Origin of the sequence: Peptacetobacter sp. AB800 (assembly GCF_047807365.1) — a bacterium.
GTDB lineage: Bacteria > Bacillota > Clostridia > Peptostreptococcales > Peptostreptococcaceae > Peptacetobacter.
This window is the reverse complement of sequence record NZ_JBLOUI010000001.1, coordinates 148985-167672: the sequence shown is the minus strand read 5'-3', so window position 1 is coordinate 167672 and position 18688 is coordinate 148985. Positions and strand designations below refer to the sequence as shown.

Here is an 18688-nt window from a genome sequence, read left to right as displayed (position 1 = left end):
TGGTAATGTATAATTAGGATAATTTTTGTTCAAAATGCTGAGAATATTTTTTTTCTAGGGGTAAATAGAAAAAAAGTGAAAAATTAAGTGTTGAAAAAAATGAGCATATAATATATACTACTATTAGTAGTTGGTCATAAAAACTAGCTATAAAAATTGGAGGTAACATGAAAAAGAGAAGTAAAGTTCAGAGACAGAAGGAACTTGTTGATATGTTAAAGACAGATCCGTTCTACACAGATGAAGAACTTGCTGAAGTATTCAGTGTCAGTGTACAGACTATCAGGCTAGACCGTATGAGTCTGAATATTCCAGAACTCAGAGAAAGAGTTAAAAACATAGCTGAGTCACAGAGCACAAAGGTTAGAACTTTAGGAATGAAAGAAATAACTGGAGAGATAATAGATATATCTGTAGGAGAGCTTGGGATTTCTATGCTAGAAGTGAATGAGGATATGATTTACTCTAATACTGGAACTTTAAAAGATACGTATATATTCTCGCTTGCGGAATCGCTAGCGATGGCGATAATAGATACGCCTAAAGTAATAATGAGAGTTGCAAATATAAAATGCATAAAATTTGTTGAAAAAGGTGATAGGCTAATAGCAAAGGCTGAAATTTATAGAAATGTCGACAAAAAGCACTATGTTAAAGTCGTAATCAACAATAAGAAACAGGAACAAATTTTTAGAGGTAAATTTATATTTGAAGAAATGGAATAGGAGGAATTTAATATGAGAATAGCTTTAGATGGAATGGGTGGAGATAATGCTCCAGTATCAAATGTAAAAGGAGCAGTTGATGCCATAAATGAATACAAAAATGTAGAGTTAATTGTTACAGGAGATAAGGAAATTCTTGAAAAAGAATTTGCAAAATACGAATTTGATAAAAATAGACTTGAAATAATACACACAACAGAAGTAGTTGAAAATGAAGACAAACCTGTAAAGGCGATAAGAAGCAAGAAAGATTCTTCAATGGTTGTAGCTTTAAGAATGGTCAAAGAAGGAAAAGCAGAGGCTGTTGTTTCAGCTGGAAATACTGGTGCACTTCTTGCAGGAGGACTTTTCGTTGTTGGAAGAATAAAGGGAATAGATAGACCTTGTCTTTGTCCAGCAATACCTAATGTTAAAAAAGGAATGACAATAATAGCTGACGGTGGTGCAAATGCAGACTGTAAGCCAAGAAACTTAGTTGAATTTGCTGCAATGTCAGATATATATTCTAAAAAAGTTTTAGGTATAGAAAAACCTAGAGTAGCAGTTGCTAATGTCGGTGCAGAAGAAGGTAAAGGTAACGACTTAGTTAAGAAAGCATATGAAGAATTAAAAGGGCTTGATTTAAACTTTATAGGAAACGTAGAAGCCAGAGATGTTATAAATGATAAAACAGATATTATAGTTTGTGATGGATTTACTGGAAATATACTTCTAAAATCCGCTGAGGGTATAGCCCTTTCGCTTATGGGCTTAATAAAAGAAACTCTTATGTCTAGTACAAAAGGAAAATTAGGGGCTCTTTTAATTAAGGATGATCTTAGAAAATTAAAAGCATATATGGATTACTCAGAATACGGTGGAGCACCTCTACTAGGGGTTAAAGGTGGAGTTATAAAAGCTCACGGAAGCTCTGATGCCAAAGCAATAAAAAATGCTGTTAGACAGGCTATTAAATTTGCTGAAGGAAATGTTGTTGAGGATATAAAAGAATTCATAAATGAGTATTCTAAGAAGGAAGAAGAAGCCAGCGGTGATGAAGAATAAAATCACTATGGGAGAATAGAAAATATGGATATAAAAGCAGGTATTATAGGGGTTGGAAGCTATGTTCCCGAGAATGTAGTAACCAACTTCGATTTAGAAAAGATAATGGACACGTCAGATGAATGGATAAGGACGAGAACAGGGATTTCTGAGAGAAGAAAGGTTGCAGAAGGAGAGGCAACTTCAGATACTGCATCAAAAGCTGCATTAAAAGCATTAGAATGTGCAAAACTTGAGCCAAAAGATGTAGATATGATAATCCTTGCAACTATTACTCCAGACAGCCCTCTTCCAGCTACTGCTTGTATTGTTCAGGAAAATATCGGAGCGGTAAATGCTGCGGCATTTGATTTAGCAGCTGCTTGTTCTGGTTTTTTATATGCTATGAATATTGCGAAACGGTTTGTAGAATCAGGAGCATATAAAAACGTACTGATAATAGGAGCAGAAACTTTATCTAGTGTTATAAATTACGACGATAGATCTACAGCGGTTCTATTTGGAGATGGAGCAGGTGCTGCTGTTATCTCAGCTGTAGAAAATGGTGGTATCCTATCTATTACTAATGGTGCGGATGGTTCTGGTAAAGATTATCTTAAAATACCTGCTGGAGGATCCAGAATAAAAGCAGGTGAAGAAAGTGTTAGAAACAAGCTTCATACAGTTCAGATGGCGGGAAATGATGTTTTTAAATTTGCTGTTAGAAAAATGGCTGATGAATCAGTTAAGGCTGTAGAAGCTGCAAATCTAACTCTTGAAGATATAGATTTTCTTATACCACATCAGGCTAACATAAGAATAATAGATTCGTCGGCAAAAAGATTAAAGTTAGAAAAAGATAAGGTATATGTAAATTTAACAAGATACGGAAATATGTCGTCGGCATCTGTTCCAGTGGCAATGGATGAAGCTTTTAGAGAAGGAAAGCTAAAAAAAGGCGATAAGGTAGTACTTGTTGGATTTGGTGGAGGTCTTACTTGGGGCGCTTCTGTTGTTGAGTGGAGTATATAGGAGGATTTATGAATAGAATCTGTGAAATACTAAATGTAAAATACCCTATAATCCAGGGTGGTATGGCTTGGGTAGCTGATTCAAATTTAGCTGCAGCTGTATCAAATGCTGGAGGATTTGGGATAATTGGAACTGGTAGTGCTACTGCCGATATAGTAAAAAAAGAAATTGATAACTGTAGAAGATTAACTGATAAACCATTTGGGGTAAATGTAATGTTAATGTCTCCAAATGCAGATGAGGTTATAGATTTAATAATAGAAGAAAAACCAGCAGGGATAACAACTGGTGCAGGAAACCCAGCTAAATATATGGATAGATTAAAAGAAGCTGGAATAAAAGTAATTCCTGTTGTTCCTACAGTAGCTTTAGCACAGAGAATGGAAAAACTAGGTGCTGATGCTGTAATAGCTGAAGGGACAGAAGCTGGAGGACATATAGGAGAACTTACAACTATGGTGTTAGTTCCTCAGGTTGCAGAAGCTCTAAGCATACCAGTTATAGCAGCTGGTGGTGTAGCAGATGGTAGAGGAATAGCAGCTTCATTTGCACTAGGTGCAGAAGGAGTTCAGATAGGTACAAGATTTATATGTTCTGAAGAATGTAACATACATCAGAATTATAAAGATGCGGTGTTAAAAGCTAAGGACAGAGATGCAGTTGTAACAGGAAGACCAACAGGACATCCAGTTAGAACTCTAAAAAATAAATTAGCTAAAAAATACTTAAAAATGGAAAAAGAAGGAGCATCTCCTGAAGAATTAGAAAAATTAGGAGCAGGTGCACTTAGATTAGCTGTTGTAGAAGGTGATAAAGACGGTGGATCTTTTATGGCAGGACAGAGTGCAGCAATGGTTAGAGAAATCAAACCTTGTAAAGATATAGTAGAAGAAATTTCAAAACAGGCTTTATATATAATGCCGGGAATATTTTAGGAGGGATTAGATATGAGTAAGACAGCCCTAGTATTTCCTGGACAGGGAGCTCAGTATACAGGAATGGCAAAAGACTTATACGAGAGCTTTAAAGAGGCAAAAGATGTTATAGATAAAGCAAATTCTATACTAGATTTTGATTTAATAAGCATGATGCACAATGAAGAGTGTAAGGATTTACTTTCTAAGACAGAAAACACACAACCAGCTCTTTTAACACATAGTATGGCTATAATGGAAATACTATCTAAATATGAAAGCTTTAAATACGATGCTTGTTTAGGGTTATCCTTAGGTGAATATAGTGCTTTAACTGCTGCAAATACAATGGATTTTAAAGATGCAGTATCTCTTGTTAGAAAAAGAGGACTTATAATGAGCAATGAAGTTGCAGATGGAGAAGGTGCAATGTGCGCTGTAATAGGAGCAAGTAGAGAACTCATAGAAGAATGTATTCTCAAATTAGAATCAGGTACAGTTGAGATTGCGAATTATAATTCGCCAGCACAGATAGTAATATCTGGTGAAAAAGCAGCTGTAGAAGAAGCAACAATTCTTTTAAAAGAAAATGGAGCCAAAAGAGCAATTATGCTAGATGTAAGTGGCCCATTCCACTCTTCATTATTAAAAGGAGCTGGAGAAAAATTAAAACTAGAATTAGATAAAGTCGATATGAAAGAGCCGAGTGTTGATGTTGTATCTAATGTAGATGCAAATATACACAAAGATCCAGAGGAAATAAAATCAATACTTATAAAACAGGTATATAGCTCAGTTCTTTGGGAAGATTCTATATCTAAATTAATCGATGAAGGTTTTGATAGATTTATAGAAATAGGACCAGGTAAAACACTTAGAGCTTTTATTAAAAAAATAGCATCTAAGAAAAAAGCTGATGTAGAGATAGTAAATTTAGATACGGCAGCTGATGTAAATGCATTTATAGAGTCAATTGGGGGTGAAGCCAATGGCAACTAATAAACTAAATTTTGAAGGAAAGTCGGTGCTTGTGACTGGTGGCTCAAGGGGTATAGGTAGAGCAATAGCGATTGCATTTGCCGAAAATGGAGCAGATGTGGCTATAAACTATACATCAAATGAAGAAGCTGCACTAGAAGTTAGCAAAGAAATAGAAAAACTAGGAAAAACTTGCAAAATAATAAAATGCGATGTTTCAGATTTTGAAAATGCTACTAAAATGGTTGAAGATATAGTAGCTGAATTTGGAAAGATAGATATTCTTGTAAACAACGCTGGAATAACAAAAGACGGATTGCTTATGAGAATGAAAGAAGAAGACTTTGATAAGGTAATAGACATAAATTTAAAAGGTGTGTTTAATGTAACTAAAGCTGCCACTAAGTTTATGATGAAGAAAAAATACGGAAGAGTAATAAACATGTCTTCTGTAGTAGGTGTTGTAGGAAATGCTGGACAGGCAAACTACTGCGCATCTAAAGCTGGTGTAATAGGATTTACTAAAGCTGTAGCTAAAGAATTAGCTTCAAGAAACATAAATATAAATGCTATAGCACCAGGATTTATAGAAACAGATATGACTGATGTCTTATCAGATGATTTAAAAGGAAAAATGCTTGAGCAGATTCCTAAAAAATGTATAGGAAACGCAGAGAATATAGCAGATACAGCATTATTCTTAGCAAGTGATATGTCTAGTTATATAACAGGTCAGGTTATTAACGTAGACGGTGGAATGGTTATGTAAATTTAATTAAAAGTTTTAAAGACTATTAAAACAAAATTAAATTTAAAATATAAAAACTAAAATTAAAAATTTAAAAAGGTAATTATGGAGGAAATTAAAATGTTTGATAAAGTAGTAGAAATAATAGTAGATCAGTTAGGTGTTGAAAACGAAGGAATAACAATGGAGACTTCTTTAATGAATGATTTAGAAGCAGATTCATTAGACGCTGTAGAAATAATAATGTCTTTAGAAGATGAATTTGATATGGAAATACCAGATACAGCAGCTGAAGAATTCAAATCAATAGGCGATATAGTTAAATATATAGAAGCTAATAAATAATAAATTTTCATAAAAAAGAATAGTAAATCTAAGATAGATTGAAAATTGGAGGAAATTATGAAAAAAAGAGTTGTTATAACTGGTTTAGGATGCGTAACTCCGGTTGGAACAGGGAAAGACGATTTCTGGGTAAATATAAAAAGTGGTGTATCAGGTATAGATAAGATAACTAGATTTGATTATACAAATTACCAGACACAGATAGCAGGTGAGGTAAAAGATTTTACACCAGAAGATTATATAAGTAAAAAAGAACTAAAAAAAATGGATAGATTTACTCAGTTTGCAATGGTAGCTTCTAAGCTAGCTGTTGCAGACTCTGAGTTAGATTTAAACAATATAGACGGAAACAGAATGGGTACTGTAATAGGTACAGGAATTGGTGGAGTAGAAACAATAGAAGCTCAGCATAAAAACCTTCTTGAAAAAGGAAATAGAAGAGTTAGCCCATTCTTCATACCTATGATGATAGGAAATATGGCTGCAGGACAGGTAGCTATAGAATTTGGCGCAAAAGGACCAAGTACTAATATATGTACAGCATGTGCATCTGGGACAAACTCTGTAGGAGATGCTTTTAAGATAATCCAAAGAGGAGATGCAGATATTATGATAGCTGGGGGAACAGAAGCTGCTGTAGCTGAGTTTGCTGTGGCTGGGTTCTGTAATATGAAAGCTATGTCTACTAATAACGATAACCCTCAGAAGGCATCAAGACCATTTGATAAAGACAGAGATGGATTTGTAATGGGAGAAGGATGTGGAATATTAATATTAGAAGAATTAGAAAGTGCTATAAAAAGAAATGCAAAAATATACGCTGAAATAGTAGGATATGGAATGACTTCTGATGCATATCATATAACTACTCCTGCTGAAAGTGGAGAAGGTGCAGCTAGAGCAATGCAGGTGGCTATAAATGATGCGGGAATAGAACCAGCTCAGATAGACTACATAAATGCGCATGGTACTTCTACATATTACAATGATTTATATGAAACTATGGCGATTAAATCAGTATTTGGTGAAAATGCTAAAAATGTTTCTATATCTTCTACAAAATCTATGACAGGACATCTTCTTGGTGCATCTGGTGCAATAGAGGCGATAGTATGTGCACTTGCTATAAAAGACAATTTTGTGCCTCCTACTATAAACTTAGAAAATCTTGGAGAAGGAATGGATTTAGATTACACTCCAAATAAAGGTAAAGAAAGAACTATAAATTATGCTCTAAGCAACTCTCTTGGATTTGGTGGGCATAATGCTACAATAGTATTAAAAAAATACGAGTAGAAAAAATTACTGCTAAAAAAGTTTTATAACTTTATTGGATAACATAAAAATATAGACAAGAGAAATAATCATTAATTAAGTATTGTATTATAGTTTTAATATTGATTATAATCTTGTCTTTTCTTTTGCTAAAAATATTACGTTATTGCATTGTTTCTTTCAATTTGGTATTATTATATCTATAAGTGCTTTAAAATAATTGAGTAAATAATACCTAATACGCGGGAGGTAAATATAAAATGGAAAATAATAATTGTGGACAGATAAAAATATCAAATGAAGTTGTTTCTACAATAGCATGGATAGCAGCGCTAGAAGTTGAAGGGGTTGAGTCTTCTCAGAGCATAGCAGATAAATTATTAAAAAATAATGGAGTAAAAATACAGCTAGAAGAAGAAGTTGTAACTGTAGACATTATGGTAGTTGTTAAATTTGGATTTGCTATACCAGATGTAGCATTTAAAGTACAGGAAAATGTTAAAAATGCTGTTGAAACAATGACAGGGCTAGACGTATCTCAGGTAAACATACATGTTCAGGGTGTAAGTTTCAAAAAAGATAAAGAAGAAGCTAAGAAAAATTAATGGATACCCTCTGATTTTTCAGAGGGTTTTTTAAGCGACAAAATATTTTTGTAAATTGAAAAAACTTATTGAATTAAACGGAAAAATTTGATTTAATAAATAAATATACTAAAAAAATAGTGCGGAAAAAATTTAGGAGGGAATTTATGGGATTCAATAGAGTGAAGACAGTAACATCAAGAGAATATATGATGAAATTCATATACAACTTAGATGTTGTAAAAGACGATTTATCGGATTTAGAAAACAAGGTAAAGGAATTTTTAGTAGGTAACGAGGAGTATATAGTTAATAGATTTGAAGAATTAAAACTTCAGAGCTCAAATGACAGCGATGTACACGAATCTATGGAAACTGAAGAAGAAATAGATCTAGAAAACTATTTAAACCTAGATTATGTGTCTAATGTATGCAAAATATACGAAGAAAAACACGAAGAAATAGACGAAGCAATAGACAAATACGCTAAAGGATGGTCTATAATGACAATGCCAAAAGTAGACGTTGCAATATTAAGACTTGCAATAGCTGAGATAGGATTTATTGATAGCATACCAGAAAAGGTATCTATAAATGAAGCTATAGAAATGGCAAAAATGTACTGCGATGATAAATCTCCAAAATTTATAAATGGAGTTTTAGGTAGTTACTTAAATGACAGAAAATAATCGAATAATAATAGGGATTGATACTAGCTGCTATACAACTTCTATAGCAGCTATAACTTTAAATAGAGAAATAGTATTTAATGAAAGAATAATGCTGAATGTAAAAAATGGTGAGCGTGGGCTTAGACAGAGCGATGCCGTTTTTCAACATATTAAAAATTTTGGAGAGATTTCGGAAAGATTAAAAAAACATATTCATAAAAAGGGATATAAGGTAGAGATGATTTGTGCTTCGGCAAAACCTAGAGATGTAGAGGAATCATATATGCCTGTTTTTGAGGTTGGAAAAAATTTTGCAAAGACAATGGCAGCTATATTTGATTGTGAGATGCTAGAAACTACACATCAAGAAAATCATATAGCAGCATCTCTTTACGGCTGCGATAAAGAAGAATTGGAGAGATTTGTATCTGTACATATGTCTGGTGGGACTATGGAAATTCTACTTACAGAAAAATGTGATAAAGGATATAAGACGGAGATAGTAGGTGGAACCAAGGATATAAGTTTTGGGCAGTTGATAGATAGAGTAGGTGTTAAGATGGGCTATGATTTTCCAGCTGGGAAATATGTAGACGAAAATGCACTTTTATGTAAGGAAGAGGTTACAAATGGATTAAAGACGTCTGTAAAAGACGGTTATATGAATATATCTGGATTAGAAAATCAGGTATACAAATTGATGGAAGAAAAAGATAAGTACTATGTTTCTAAGGCTGTTATGAATGCAGCGGTAAAAAGTTTGGAGAAAGCATTGAGATTTGTATGTGATGAATACGAGATAGATGATGTCGTATTTGTTGGTGGAGTTGCATCGAGTAAATATATTTCAGAAAGGCTGTCAAAGAAACTTCAGATGTATAATATTAACAGTTTCTTTACAGTTGGTGCATACTCAGCAGATAACGCATGTGGTTGTGCTATAATAGGATTAGATGATTTTATAAAATAATTTAGAGAATTATTTAGGAGAATTAAAAATGGAAATTAGAGCACTTGAAATAAGCGAGGCGAATTCATATATAAAGAAAGTTTTATCTAATGATCCAATATTATACAACTTAAAGGTTAGAGGAGAGATTTCCAACTTTAAGATAAATTCTAGCGGACATGTATATCTAACATTAAAAGATGAAACTTCTAAGATGAAATGTGTAATTTTTAAGGGGAATTACGATAAGTCATTGCAGTTAGAAGATGGAATGAAAATCGTTGCAAATGGATATATATCGGTATACGAAAGAGATGGAGCATATCAATTATATATACGAAATGTAGAAAAAGATGGAGTAGGTAACCTTCATATAGAATTTGAAAAATTGAAGAAGAAGTTAAACCGGGAAGGGCTATTTGATCCGAGGTTTAAGAAAAAAATACCTTATATGCCCAAGAGTATAGGTGTTGTAACATCACAAACAGGTGCGGTAATTAGAGATATAATAAATGTTGTTAGGAGAAGGTTCCCTAAGGTTAATGTATATTTGTACCCAGTTGCTGTGCAGGGAGCAAATTCTGCGGATGAAATTGTAAAGGGGATAGAATTTTTTAATAAGATGCAGAATGTAGATACCATGATAGTTGGTAGAGGTGGTGGTTCACTTGAAGAACTTTGGTCTTTTAACGAAGAAAAGGTGGCAAGAGCTATATTTGCATCAGATATACCTATAATTTCGGCAGTAGGACATGAGGTAGATTATACTATTTGCGATTTTGTATCCGATATGAGAGCACCTACACCTTCTGCAGCAGCTGAAATTGCAGTGCCAGATTTGAACGAAGTAATATATAGATTAGATAATTGTAAAAATCGGCTAAAAAACAATATGTCTGCAGTTATAGATAGGGATAGAAATAAGGCTGATAATACATTTAATGCTATATGTACTATTGTAAAAAATGATGTTATAAAATCTGGCAAGAATAATTTAGAATTAATTTCGAATAAATTGACTAGAGGTATAGAGTCTAAGATAGAGAAAGAGAAATACCAATTAGAAAATAATTTTTCAGAAATTTGTTCTATTGTTAAGAATGAAGTTATAAAAGAGGGTAAGAATAACTTAAAGGTTATAGCAAATAGAATTGAAAATAGTATATCTAGTAAAATAGATATTGAAAAATATAGATTAGATACTGTATCTGTGAATATGATTAACAGTATGGACCAGATTATTAGCAGTAAGAGAGAAAATATGAGAAATACAGGAGCTTTACTACATAGCTTAAGTCCATTAGCTACGATAGATAGAGGATACTGTATGGTACAAAAAGAAGGAAAAACAGTCAACAGTACAGAAGACATAAATGTTGGTGAGTCTTTGAGTATTATGATGAGCGATGGAAATGCAGACTGTACTGTAAATTCTATAGAAAAGAAATAATTTAAATTGAGAGGTAATCCGATGAGCAATATAGAAAATATGACTTATGAACAAGCGTATTCAAGATTAGAGGAAGTTTTAAGAGCCTTAGAGGATAAGAGTACAGGGCTTGATAAATCACTTGAGATGTACGAAGAAGGAATAGCTTTATATAGAAGATGCAAGGCGCTTTTAGATGAGGCTGAAATGAAAGTTAAAAAGTTCAATGAATTAGGATTAGAAGAAGATTTTGAAAAATAGTTTGTTTAGGAGGAAAGAAAAATGGACTTTAAAGAAGAATTAAAAATAAGAGCTAATTATGCTGAAGAAATTATTAAAAAGTATATGCCAGAGGAAGTTGGTTATCAGAAAACTATAATGGAAGCTATGAACTATAGTTTAAGTTCAGGTGGAAAGAGATTAAGACCAGTTCTTACTCTTGAGGCTTGTAGAATAGTTGGTGGAGATACAGACAATGCAATTCCATTTGCAGCAGCTATAGAGATGATACATACATACTCTCTAATACATGATGACCTTCCTGCGCTTGATAATGATGATTTAAGAAGAGGTAGAGCTACAAATCATAAAGTATTTGGTGAGGCTATGGCAATACTTGCTGGAGATGCACTTCTTAACTTTGCATATGAAACAATGCTTAAAGAATCTATAGGAAAAGAAAATCCAGAAAGATATCTAAGAGCTACATATGAGATAGCTAGAGGAGCAGGTATCTACGGTATGGTAGGTGGACAGGTTGTAGATGTCCAGAGTGAAAATATGCAGATACCTAAAGAAAAATTAGACTATATACACGAAAATAAAACTGCAGCCATGATGGTCGGCTGTATGAGAGCAGGAGCTGCTATAGGTGGAGCTGATGAAAAACAGATGGAATGTATAACAGAATATGCAAATAAAATAGGTCTAGCATTCCAGATAGTTGACGACATATTAGATATAGTTGGAGATGAAGCTAAATTAGGAAAACATGTAGGAAGCGATATAGAAAACAATAAATCTACATACCCATCTTTAATGGGACTTGAAAAATCTAGAGAGATAGCTATAGAATTGGTTGAAGATGCTAAGAAAAGTATATCTAAGATAACTGATGATACAGTATTCTTAGATGGTTTAGCAGATTATATACTATCTAGAGATCACTAATCTTTGATAAGGAGGTATATTATGAAATACCTTATGGAATTTTCACATAACGGAGCATTGGCTATAAGTATAATAGCGTGTTTTTTGGCTCAGTTTATAAAAATATTTACTGGAAAAGAAAAAAGAATTGATATAAAAAGAATAACTACATCTGGAGGAATGCCTAGTTCTCACACTTCTTTTGTAACTAGTTTAGCTACTGTTGTTGGAATGGTAGATGGGTTCCACTCTACAAACTTTGCAATAGCTGTAGTTTTTGCTGCTATTGTAATGTACGATGCAGCAGGTGTTAGAAGAGCTGTTGGTAAACAGGCTACAATATTAAATCAGATGTTAGAAGACCTTCAACACGGTAAATTAATACAAAATGAAAAATTAAAGGAACTTATTGGACATACGCCTTTTGAGGTTTTAGGTGGTGCTATATTAGGAATAATAGTGGCACTTGTACTTATGTAATAAAGTAGAGGTGAGGATAATGTACAAATATTTGGATAAAGTAAACTCTCCTAAAGATATAAAAAATATGAGTATAGAGGAACTAGATCTTCTTGCAAAGGATATAAGAAAGTTTTTAGTGAGATCTGTATCAAAAACAGGAGGACATTTAGCTTCTAATTTAGGAGTAGTTGAATTGACATTGGCACTGCATAAAGTGTTTGATAGTCCGAAAGATAAAATAGTATGGGATGTTGGTCATCAGTCATACGTACATAAGATTGTTACAGGAAGAAAAGATAAATTTGACACATTAAGACAGCTTGATGGGATGAGTGGATTCCCTAAAGAAAAAGAAAGTTGTCACGATATAATAGATACTGGACACAGTTCTACTTCTATCTCTACTGCAGTCGGACTTGCGTGCGCAAGGGATATAAAAGGTGAAGATGGAAGTGTTATAGCTGTTATAGGTGATGGTTCTATAACTGGTGGTATGGCTATGGAGGCTATAAACCAGCTTGGATATATAAAAAACGACATGATTATCATTCTAAATGACAATGAAATGTCTATAGATAAAAATGTAGGTGGGATGTCTACTTATATGTCTGGTTTGATTAGAAATTCTAAAGTTCACAAAATGAAGGGTGAAGTAGATAGATTTTTAAATATGACTAGCACAGGAGGGCAGATATCTAGGGCTGCAAGCAGACTTACAGATACTATAATGTATAGTTTTGTACCACAAGAATGTGCATTTTTTGATTCTATAGGGGTTAAATACTACGGTCCTATAGATGGTCATAATATAAGTGATTTAATAGCTTGTTTAAAAAATGCAAAAGAAAGAAAAGGCCCTATGCTTTTACATGTTATAACTAAAAAAGGTAAAGGATATAGATATGCTGAGGAACATCCAGATAAATATCATGGTGTTTCTAAGTTTGATATAAAAGTTGGTGTACAACCATCTGATAAAAAAAGCATATCTGCAGCTGTTGGAGAAAAGCTATCTCAGATGGCTTGTATAGACGATAGAATAGTAGCAATAACTGCTGCTATGCCTTCAGGAACAGGGCTTAATATATTTGAAAAAAATCATCCTAATAGATATTATGACGTGGGAATTGCAGAACAACATGCAGTTGCATTTTCTGCAGGACTTGCAAAAAATGGAATGAAGCCTTATTTTGCTGTGTATTCATCGTTCCTTCAGAGAGGGTATGATCAGGTTTTACACGATGTCTGTATTACAGGAAAAAATGTTACATTCCTTATAGATAGAGCTGGTCTTGTAGGAAATGATGGGGAAACACATCATGGAGAATTTGATTTGTCTTATCTAAATAGTATTCCTGGAATAACAGTAATGGCTCCAAAAGATTCAAAAGAGCTTATGTCTATGATGGATTTATCTTTAGAAATAGATGGACCATGTGCTATAAGATACCCTCGTGGAAATTGTTATGAGTTAAATGTTGGAAAATATGGAAAAATAGAAACTGGTACATATGAGGTTTTAAAAGAAGGAAAAGATACAGTAATTTTAGCTATAGGAAATATGGTTAAAAATGCTCTTGAAGCAGCAGAAGTACTAGAAAAAGAAGGTATAAGTGTTGGTGTTGTAAATGCTAGATTCTTAAAACCTATTGATGAAAAGTTATTAGATGAGATGTTTTCTAAATATAAAAATATTGTTACTGTCGAGGATAATATAATCATCGGTGGTTTTGGAAGCAGGATATTGCAGTATGCGTCAGAAAAGGAATATAATAACAAGGTAATTAACATAGCATTACCAGAAAAATTTATTCCTCATGGTAGCTGCGAAGAGCTACAGGAATTAGCTGGAATATCAGCAAATAAAATTGTAGAAAGAATAAAAAAAATTTAGAGTTTATAATTGTATATAGAGTATAAATTCTGGAAAGGATTAATATGAAGAAAAGAATAGATGTGCTTCTAGTTGAGCAGGGTTACTTCGAAAGTAGAGAAAGAGCTAAAAAAGCTATAATGGCTGGATTAGTTTTTGTAGATAATCAGAGATGTGACAAGGCTGGAACAGAAGTAAAGGAAGATGCAAATATAGAAGTTAAAGGAAATCCAATACCTTATGTAAGTAGAGGGGGATTAAAATTAGAAAAGGCTATGAAGAATTTTGACCTTACACTAGAGGGAAAAATTTGTATGGATATAGGAGCGTCTACAGGAGGATTTACAGATTGTATGCTTCAGAACGGAGCTATAAAGGTATTTTCTATAGATGTTGGATATGGACAGTTAGCATGGAAGCTTAGAAGTGATGAAAGAGTAGTTTGTATGGAAAGAACTAACATAAGAAACGTCACAACTGAGGATTTAAAAGAATTCCCAGATTTTGCTTCTATAGACGTATCATTTATATCATTAAAATTAGTACTTCCTGTAGCTAAAAAGCTGCTTAGAGATGGCGGAGAAATAGTAGCTCTTATAAAACCACAGTTTGAAGCAGGAAGAGAAAAAGTTGGTAAAAAAGGTGTCGTAAGAGAAACTTCAACTCATATAGAAGTTATAGAAATGATTTCTGATTTTGTGGTAGAAAATGGATTTGCTATTAAAAATCTAGATTTCTCACCTATAAAAGGACCAGAAGGAAATATAGAATACTTAATACATCTATGTACATCTAATGAAGGATTTACTTACGATAGAGAAAAACACTTTGAAAATATAAGAGAAGTTGTTGAAAAATCGCATCAGCTTAGCAAATAACCCGTAATATAGGGTTATTTTGCTAATTTATAAAAAATAAATTTTATAAATTAAATATTAAAGACGTAAAAATTTTCACTAAATCGATATGATTTGTGAGCTTGGAGGTGAGTTTGTAGTATATAGGTATACTACATATTGGTTTGATTCTCGAAATATATATGAAAAATTGTGCTCTTGTAGAGGAGCTGAGGCTCACTATAGACAAAAACTTGAATATTTTGACAGGGGAAACAGGTTCTGGGAAATCTATAATAATAGATGCGTTAGGTCTGTGTCTTGGAAATAAATATGATAAATCATTTTTAAGAAAAGGAACTGATAAAGGTTTTGTAGAAACAGTTTTCTACTCTGAAAATGAAAATTTAAAAAGAATAATGTCTGAAAATGATATTGATATGGAAGACGGAATTATTACTATAGCCAGAGTAATATATTCTGACGGGAAGAGTACTGCTAGGGTCAATGGAAGAACTGTTAAACTATCTTTGCTTAAAGAGATAGTATCATACTTGATAGATGTCCACGGGCAGCATCAAAACCAGTTGTTATTTGATCCAAGCAGACATTTGAAATTTATAGATGCATTTGCTGGAGAAACAATAGTGGATGCAAAAATGGAGTATAAAGAGCTTTATTCTGAGTATTCTAAGGTGAAGTCAGAACTATTAAGATTGAACGACAATAAAGATGAGATGGAAATACAGAGGGAAATAGATTTGCTAAAATTCCAAATTGATGAGATAGAAGCGGCAAATCTAAATCCTGAAGAATATGAAGAGCTCATACAGAAGAGGGATGTATTTAGAAACAGCGAAAAAATATTCAATAATCTAAATGTATCATATGAAGCAATCCACAATAGCGAGATAAATGCTATTGACATAGTAGGTAGAGTTGTAAGTGAGTTATCTTCTATAGCGTCTTTTGATAAGAAAATAGGGGATATTTACAATGAGGTAGAGAGAATAATGTATGAGCTTCAGGATTTATCTGGAGAAATAAGAGATTATAAGGATAGTATAAATTTTGAGCCATATGAACTTGAGCAGATAGAAATTAGATTAAATGATATTAATAATCTTAGAAGAAAATACGGGGATACTATAGAGGATATCTTTAATTTCCACGAAAAAATATCTAAAAGATTGTACGATATTTTAAATAGAGATGAGGAAAAAGAGAGATTAAAGGAAAAATTAGAATCTATAGAAGAAGAGCTGTACAAAAAATCAGAAGTATTAACTGAAATTAGAAAAGAGCAAGCTGAGAAGATGGCTGCACTTCTAATTGAAGAGCTAGATAGTATGGATATGAAAAATGTAAGATTCTGTACAGAGTTTAGTGATAGAGATTTTACTGCAGAGGGAAGAGATTTTGCAGAATTTATGATTTCTTTCAACGTTGGGGAAGACTTAAGACCTATATCAAAGGTGGCATCTGGAGGAGAAATATCTAGATTTATGCTTGCATTTAAGACTATTTTAGCTGATACGGATGAGATAGAAACATTGGTATTTGATGAAATTGATACAGGAATAAGTGGTATTGCTGCACAGAATGTAGGTGAAAAATTATCTGATATAGCTACTAAGAAGCAGATAATCTGTATAACACATCTTCCACAGATTGCAGCCAACGCGGATACACACTATTGTATAGAAAAGAAAACAGATGGTGAAAGAACATTTACAGTTGTTGAAAAATTGGATGCCGATGGTAGAAAGAGAGAAATCTCAAGACTTATATCTGGAAAGCAGATAACAGAAAAAACAATCGAGCATGCAAAAGAAATACTTTCTCTTGCAGAAGAATACAAATGTAGATAGTTGTATTTATATAAGCATAATAGGTAAACTTATCAATAAACTTTGGAGAAATGGGGGAGAAAAAATGAGGTATATTGATAGACCATTATATAATACTATATGCTGGTATATAGAAGAAGATCAATATGAAGAATTGAATATTGATGATATACGTTGCATAAGTTCAATAGAAGCAGATACAAGCGAATTTATAAATTATTTGGGAATTCGCTCGAAATTAAAAGGGTATAGGTATATAAAGGAATCTATATATATTGAGCTTTTAAGAGATACAAAGTACGATATAAAAGAGGATAGTACTACTATCGGTGCTATAGCAAATAAAAATAATACCGAAAAGACGAATATAGAGAGAAGTATTAGATATGCTATACAAGATTTAAAAAAGAATAGGGATTATGAGGAGCTCAATCAAATTTTAGGGTGTGATATTTTTTCTAAAAATGATATTCCTACAAATATGGAATTTGTATTTTGTGCAGCTGAAAAAATAAGAAACTCTAAAACTATAAAAAATCCTTATATGTGGAAAAAACATTAAAATATTATAAAGTTAAAAGGTTAAATAAAGAAAAATAAGTCTATATTAGGGGAGTTGATAAAATCAACTTTCCTATTTTTTTATAAAAATTTATATTTAAATAAAAAAATATGGTATAATATAATGTGATTTTATGAAATTTGGAGGGTTTGATATGATAGTCAAGGCACCGATAAGGGTAGACCGCAAAACAAAGAAGCTTGCTAAAAGAATTCAGCCTGGTGAGATAGCAGTCATCAACCATGTTGATATAGATGAGGTTGCAGCAAATTCTTTAGTTGAAGCTAAGGTCAAATTAGTTATAAATGCTGCTGAGTCTATAAGTGGTAGATATCCTAACAAGGGACCTGGGATTTTAACAGAAAACAACATACTTATAATAGATAGAGTAGGAGAAGATCTTTTTAACAATGTATCTGAAGGCGAAACATTACTAGTAGAGGATGGAAAAATATTCCGTGGTGATGAGCTAATAGGAGAAGGAGATGTACTTACTAGAGAAAAAGTAGCTGTTCAGATAAAATTAGCGTATGATAACTTAGGGGAAGAATTAGACAGATTTATAGACAATACTATAGAGTATGCTAAAAAAGAAAAAGGTTTTATACTTGGTGAAGTTGAAATACCTAAAGTAAAAACAAAATATCGGGGAAAACAGGTACTTATAGTTGTAAGAGGACAGGATTATAAGGAAGATTTAGCTACAATGATTTCTTATATTGAAGAGGTCAAACCAATACTAGTAGGTGTTGATGGTGGAGCAGATGCACTTATGGAATTTGGATATAAACCAGATGTTGTTGTAGGGGATATGGATAGTGTAAGCGATGAATCATTAAAGGCAGCTGGAGAAATCGTTGTACATGCATATACAGATGGTAGAGCACCTGGACTAAAAAGAGTACAGGATTTAGGACTTGATTCTGTAGTATTCCCAGCACCAGGTACAAGTGAAGATATTGCTATGCTTATAGCATACGAGTACAATGCTGAGCTTATAGTTGCACTTGGAACTCATTCTAATATAATAGACTTCCTTGAAAAAGGTAGAAAAGGTATGGCGAGTACATTCCTAGTTAGAATGAAAATAGGTGCAAAGCTTATAGATGCAAAAGGTGTTAACCTTTTATACAGAAGTAAATTAAAAATAAAATATATTTGGGCATTAATAGCTACTGCATTATTCCCAGTATTAATACTGGCATCACTATCTCCAAGAATGCAGCAGTTTATACAGCTTATGCAATTAAAATTAAGAATAATGCTCAATATGTAGTTTTAGC

At 32.8% G+C, this 18688-nt stretch carries 20 protein-coding genes; all 20 read left to right on the top strand.

Going from position 1 to position 18688, the window contains the following annotated elements:
• The first annotated feature begins 167 nt into the window (after positions 1–167).
• Positions 168–725 carry a transcription factor FapR gene (fapR, locus tag ACK2WN_RS00780; protein WP_416154545.1) on the top strand — a complete coding sequence of 186 codons (558 nt, stop codon included), beginning with the start codon at positions 168–170 and terminating at the stop codon, positions 723–725.
• 12 nt (positions 726–737) lie between these two features.
• Positions 738–1769, top strand: coding sequence for a phosphate acyltransferase PlsX (gene plsX / locus ACK2WN_RS00775; RefSeq protein WP_006440053.1), 1032 nt, complete (start codon positions 738–740; stop codon positions 1767–1769).
• A gap of 24 nt (positions 1770–1793) precedes the next feature.
• Entirely contained in the window at positions 1794–2780 is a 987-nt protein-coding gene (locus tag ACK2WN_RS00770; RefSeq protein WP_416154544.1) for a beta-ketoacyl-ACP synthase III, read from the top strand.
• An 8-nt stretch (positions 2781–2788) separates the two neighbouring features.
• A complete protein-coding gene (fabK, locus tag ACK2WN_RS00765) occupies positions 2789–3715 on the top strand; it encodes an enoyl-[acyl-carrier-protein] reductase FabK (protein WP_416154543.1) in 927 nt (308 codons plus the stop codon).
• Positions 3716–3727: 12 nt separating this feature from the next.
• Positions 3728–4693, top strand: coding sequence for an ACP S-malonyltransferase (gene fabD / locus ACK2WN_RS00760; protein WP_330000430.1), 966 nt, complete (start codon positions 3728–3730; stop codon positions 4691–4693).
• Positions 4683–5441 (top strand): 3-oxoacyl-[acyl-carrier-protein] reductase, encoded by a 759-nt coding sequence (gene fabG / locus ACK2WN_RS00755; RefSeq protein WP_300527841.1) that lies wholly within the window; start codon positions 4683–4685, stop codon positions 5439–5441. The genes fabD and fabG overlap by 11 nt, the downstream gene beginning before the upstream one ends.
• 84 nt (positions 5442–5525) lie before the next feature.
• Positions 5526–5765: an acyl carrier protein gene (acpP, locus tag ACK2WN_RS00750; protein ID WP_270839983.1), complete on the top strand. Its 240-nt coding sequence runs from the start codon at positions 5526–5528 to the stop codon at positions 5763–5765.
• A gap of 57 nt (positions 5766–5822) precedes the next feature.
• Positions 5823–7061, top strand: a complete 1239-nt coding sequence (fabF, locus tag ACK2WN_RS00745) for a beta-ketoacyl-ACP synthase II (RefSeq protein WP_416154542.1) — start codon at positions 5823–5825, stop codon at positions 7059–7061.
• Positions 7062–7300: 239 nt separating this feature from the next.
• Positions 7301–7645, top strand: a complete 345-nt coding sequence (locus ACK2WN_RS00740) for an Asp23/Gls24 family envelope stress response protein (protein WP_006440060.1) — start codon at positions 7301–7303, stop codon at positions 7643–7645.
• A 146-nt stretch (positions 7646–7791) separates the two neighbouring features.
• Positions 7792–8313: a transcription antitermination factor NusB gene (nusB, locus tag ACK2WN_RS00735; protein ID WP_006440061.1), complete on the top strand. Its 522-nt coding sequence runs from the start codon at positions 7792–7794 to the stop codon at positions 8311–8313.
• Positions 8300–9265, top strand: a complete 966-nt coding sequence (locus ACK2WN_RS00730; RefSeq protein ID WP_300527833.1) for an O-sialoglycoprotein endopeptidase — start codon at positions 8300–8302, stop codon at positions 9263–9265. Before nusB ends, ACK2WN_RS00730 begins: the two co-directional genes overlap by 14 nt.
• A 28-nt stretch (positions 9266–9293) precedes the next feature.
• Complete coding sequence (gene xseA / locus ACK2WN_RS00725) at positions 9294–10694, top strand: exodeoxyribonuclease VII large subunit (protein ID WP_416154541.1); 1401 nt, start codon at positions 9294–9296, stop codon at positions 10692–10694.
• A gap of 21 nt (positions 10695–10715) precedes the next feature.
• Positions 10716–10934, top strand: a complete 219-nt coding sequence (gene xseB, locus ACK2WN_RS00720; RefSeq protein WP_270839988.1) for an exodeoxyribonuclease VII small subunit — start codon at positions 10716–10718, stop codon at positions 10932–10934.
• A gap of 21 nt (positions 10935–10955) precedes the next feature.
• The gene (locus tag ACK2WN_RS00715) at positions 10956–11843 is read left to right on the top strand and encodes a polyprenyl synthetase family protein (protein ID WP_416154540.1); all 888 of its coding nucleotides are present in this window, start codon (positions 10956–10958) and stop codon (positions 11841–11843) included.
• 21 nt (positions 11844–11864) lie between these two features.
• Positions 11865–12302: a divergent PAP2 family protein gene (locus ACK2WN_RS00710; protein WP_300527825.1), complete on the top strand. Its 438-nt coding sequence runs from the start codon at positions 11865–11867 to the stop codon at positions 12300–12302.
• A 19-nt stretch (positions 12303–12321) separates the two neighbouring features.
• Positions 12322–14178, top strand: a complete 1857-nt coding sequence (dxs, locus tag ACK2WN_RS00705) for a 1-deoxy-D-xylulose-5-phosphate synthase (RefSeq protein WP_330000424.1) — start codon at positions 12322–12324, stop codon at positions 14176–14178.
• Between the two features lie 44 nt (positions 14179–14222).
• Complete coding sequence (locus ACK2WN_RS00700; protein WP_300527821.1) at positions 14223–15035, top strand: TlyA family RNA methyltransferase; 813 nt, start codon at positions 14223–14225, stop codon at positions 15033–15035.
• Positions 15036–15178: 143 nt separating this feature from the next.
• The gene (recN, locus tag ACK2WN_RS00695; RefSeq protein ID WP_416154539.1) at positions 15179–16864 is read left to right on the top strand and encodes a DNA repair protein RecN; all 1686 of its coding nucleotides are present in this window, start codon (positions 15179–15181) and stop codon (positions 16862–16864) included.
• A gap of 64 nt (positions 16865–16928) precedes the next feature.
• Positions 16929–17405: a sporulation initiation factor Spo0A C-terminal domain-containing protein gene (locus tag ACK2WN_RS00690; RefSeq protein WP_300527816.1), complete on the top strand. Its 477-nt coding sequence runs from the start codon at positions 16929–16931 to the stop codon at positions 17403–17405.
• Positions 17406–17559: 154 nt separating this feature from the next.
• Entirely contained in the window at positions 17560–18681 is a 1122-nt protein-coding gene (gene steA / locus ACK2WN_RS00685; protein WP_300527813.1) for a putative cytokinetic ring protein SteA, read from the top strand.
• Positions 18682–18688 lie beyond the last annotated feature (7 nt).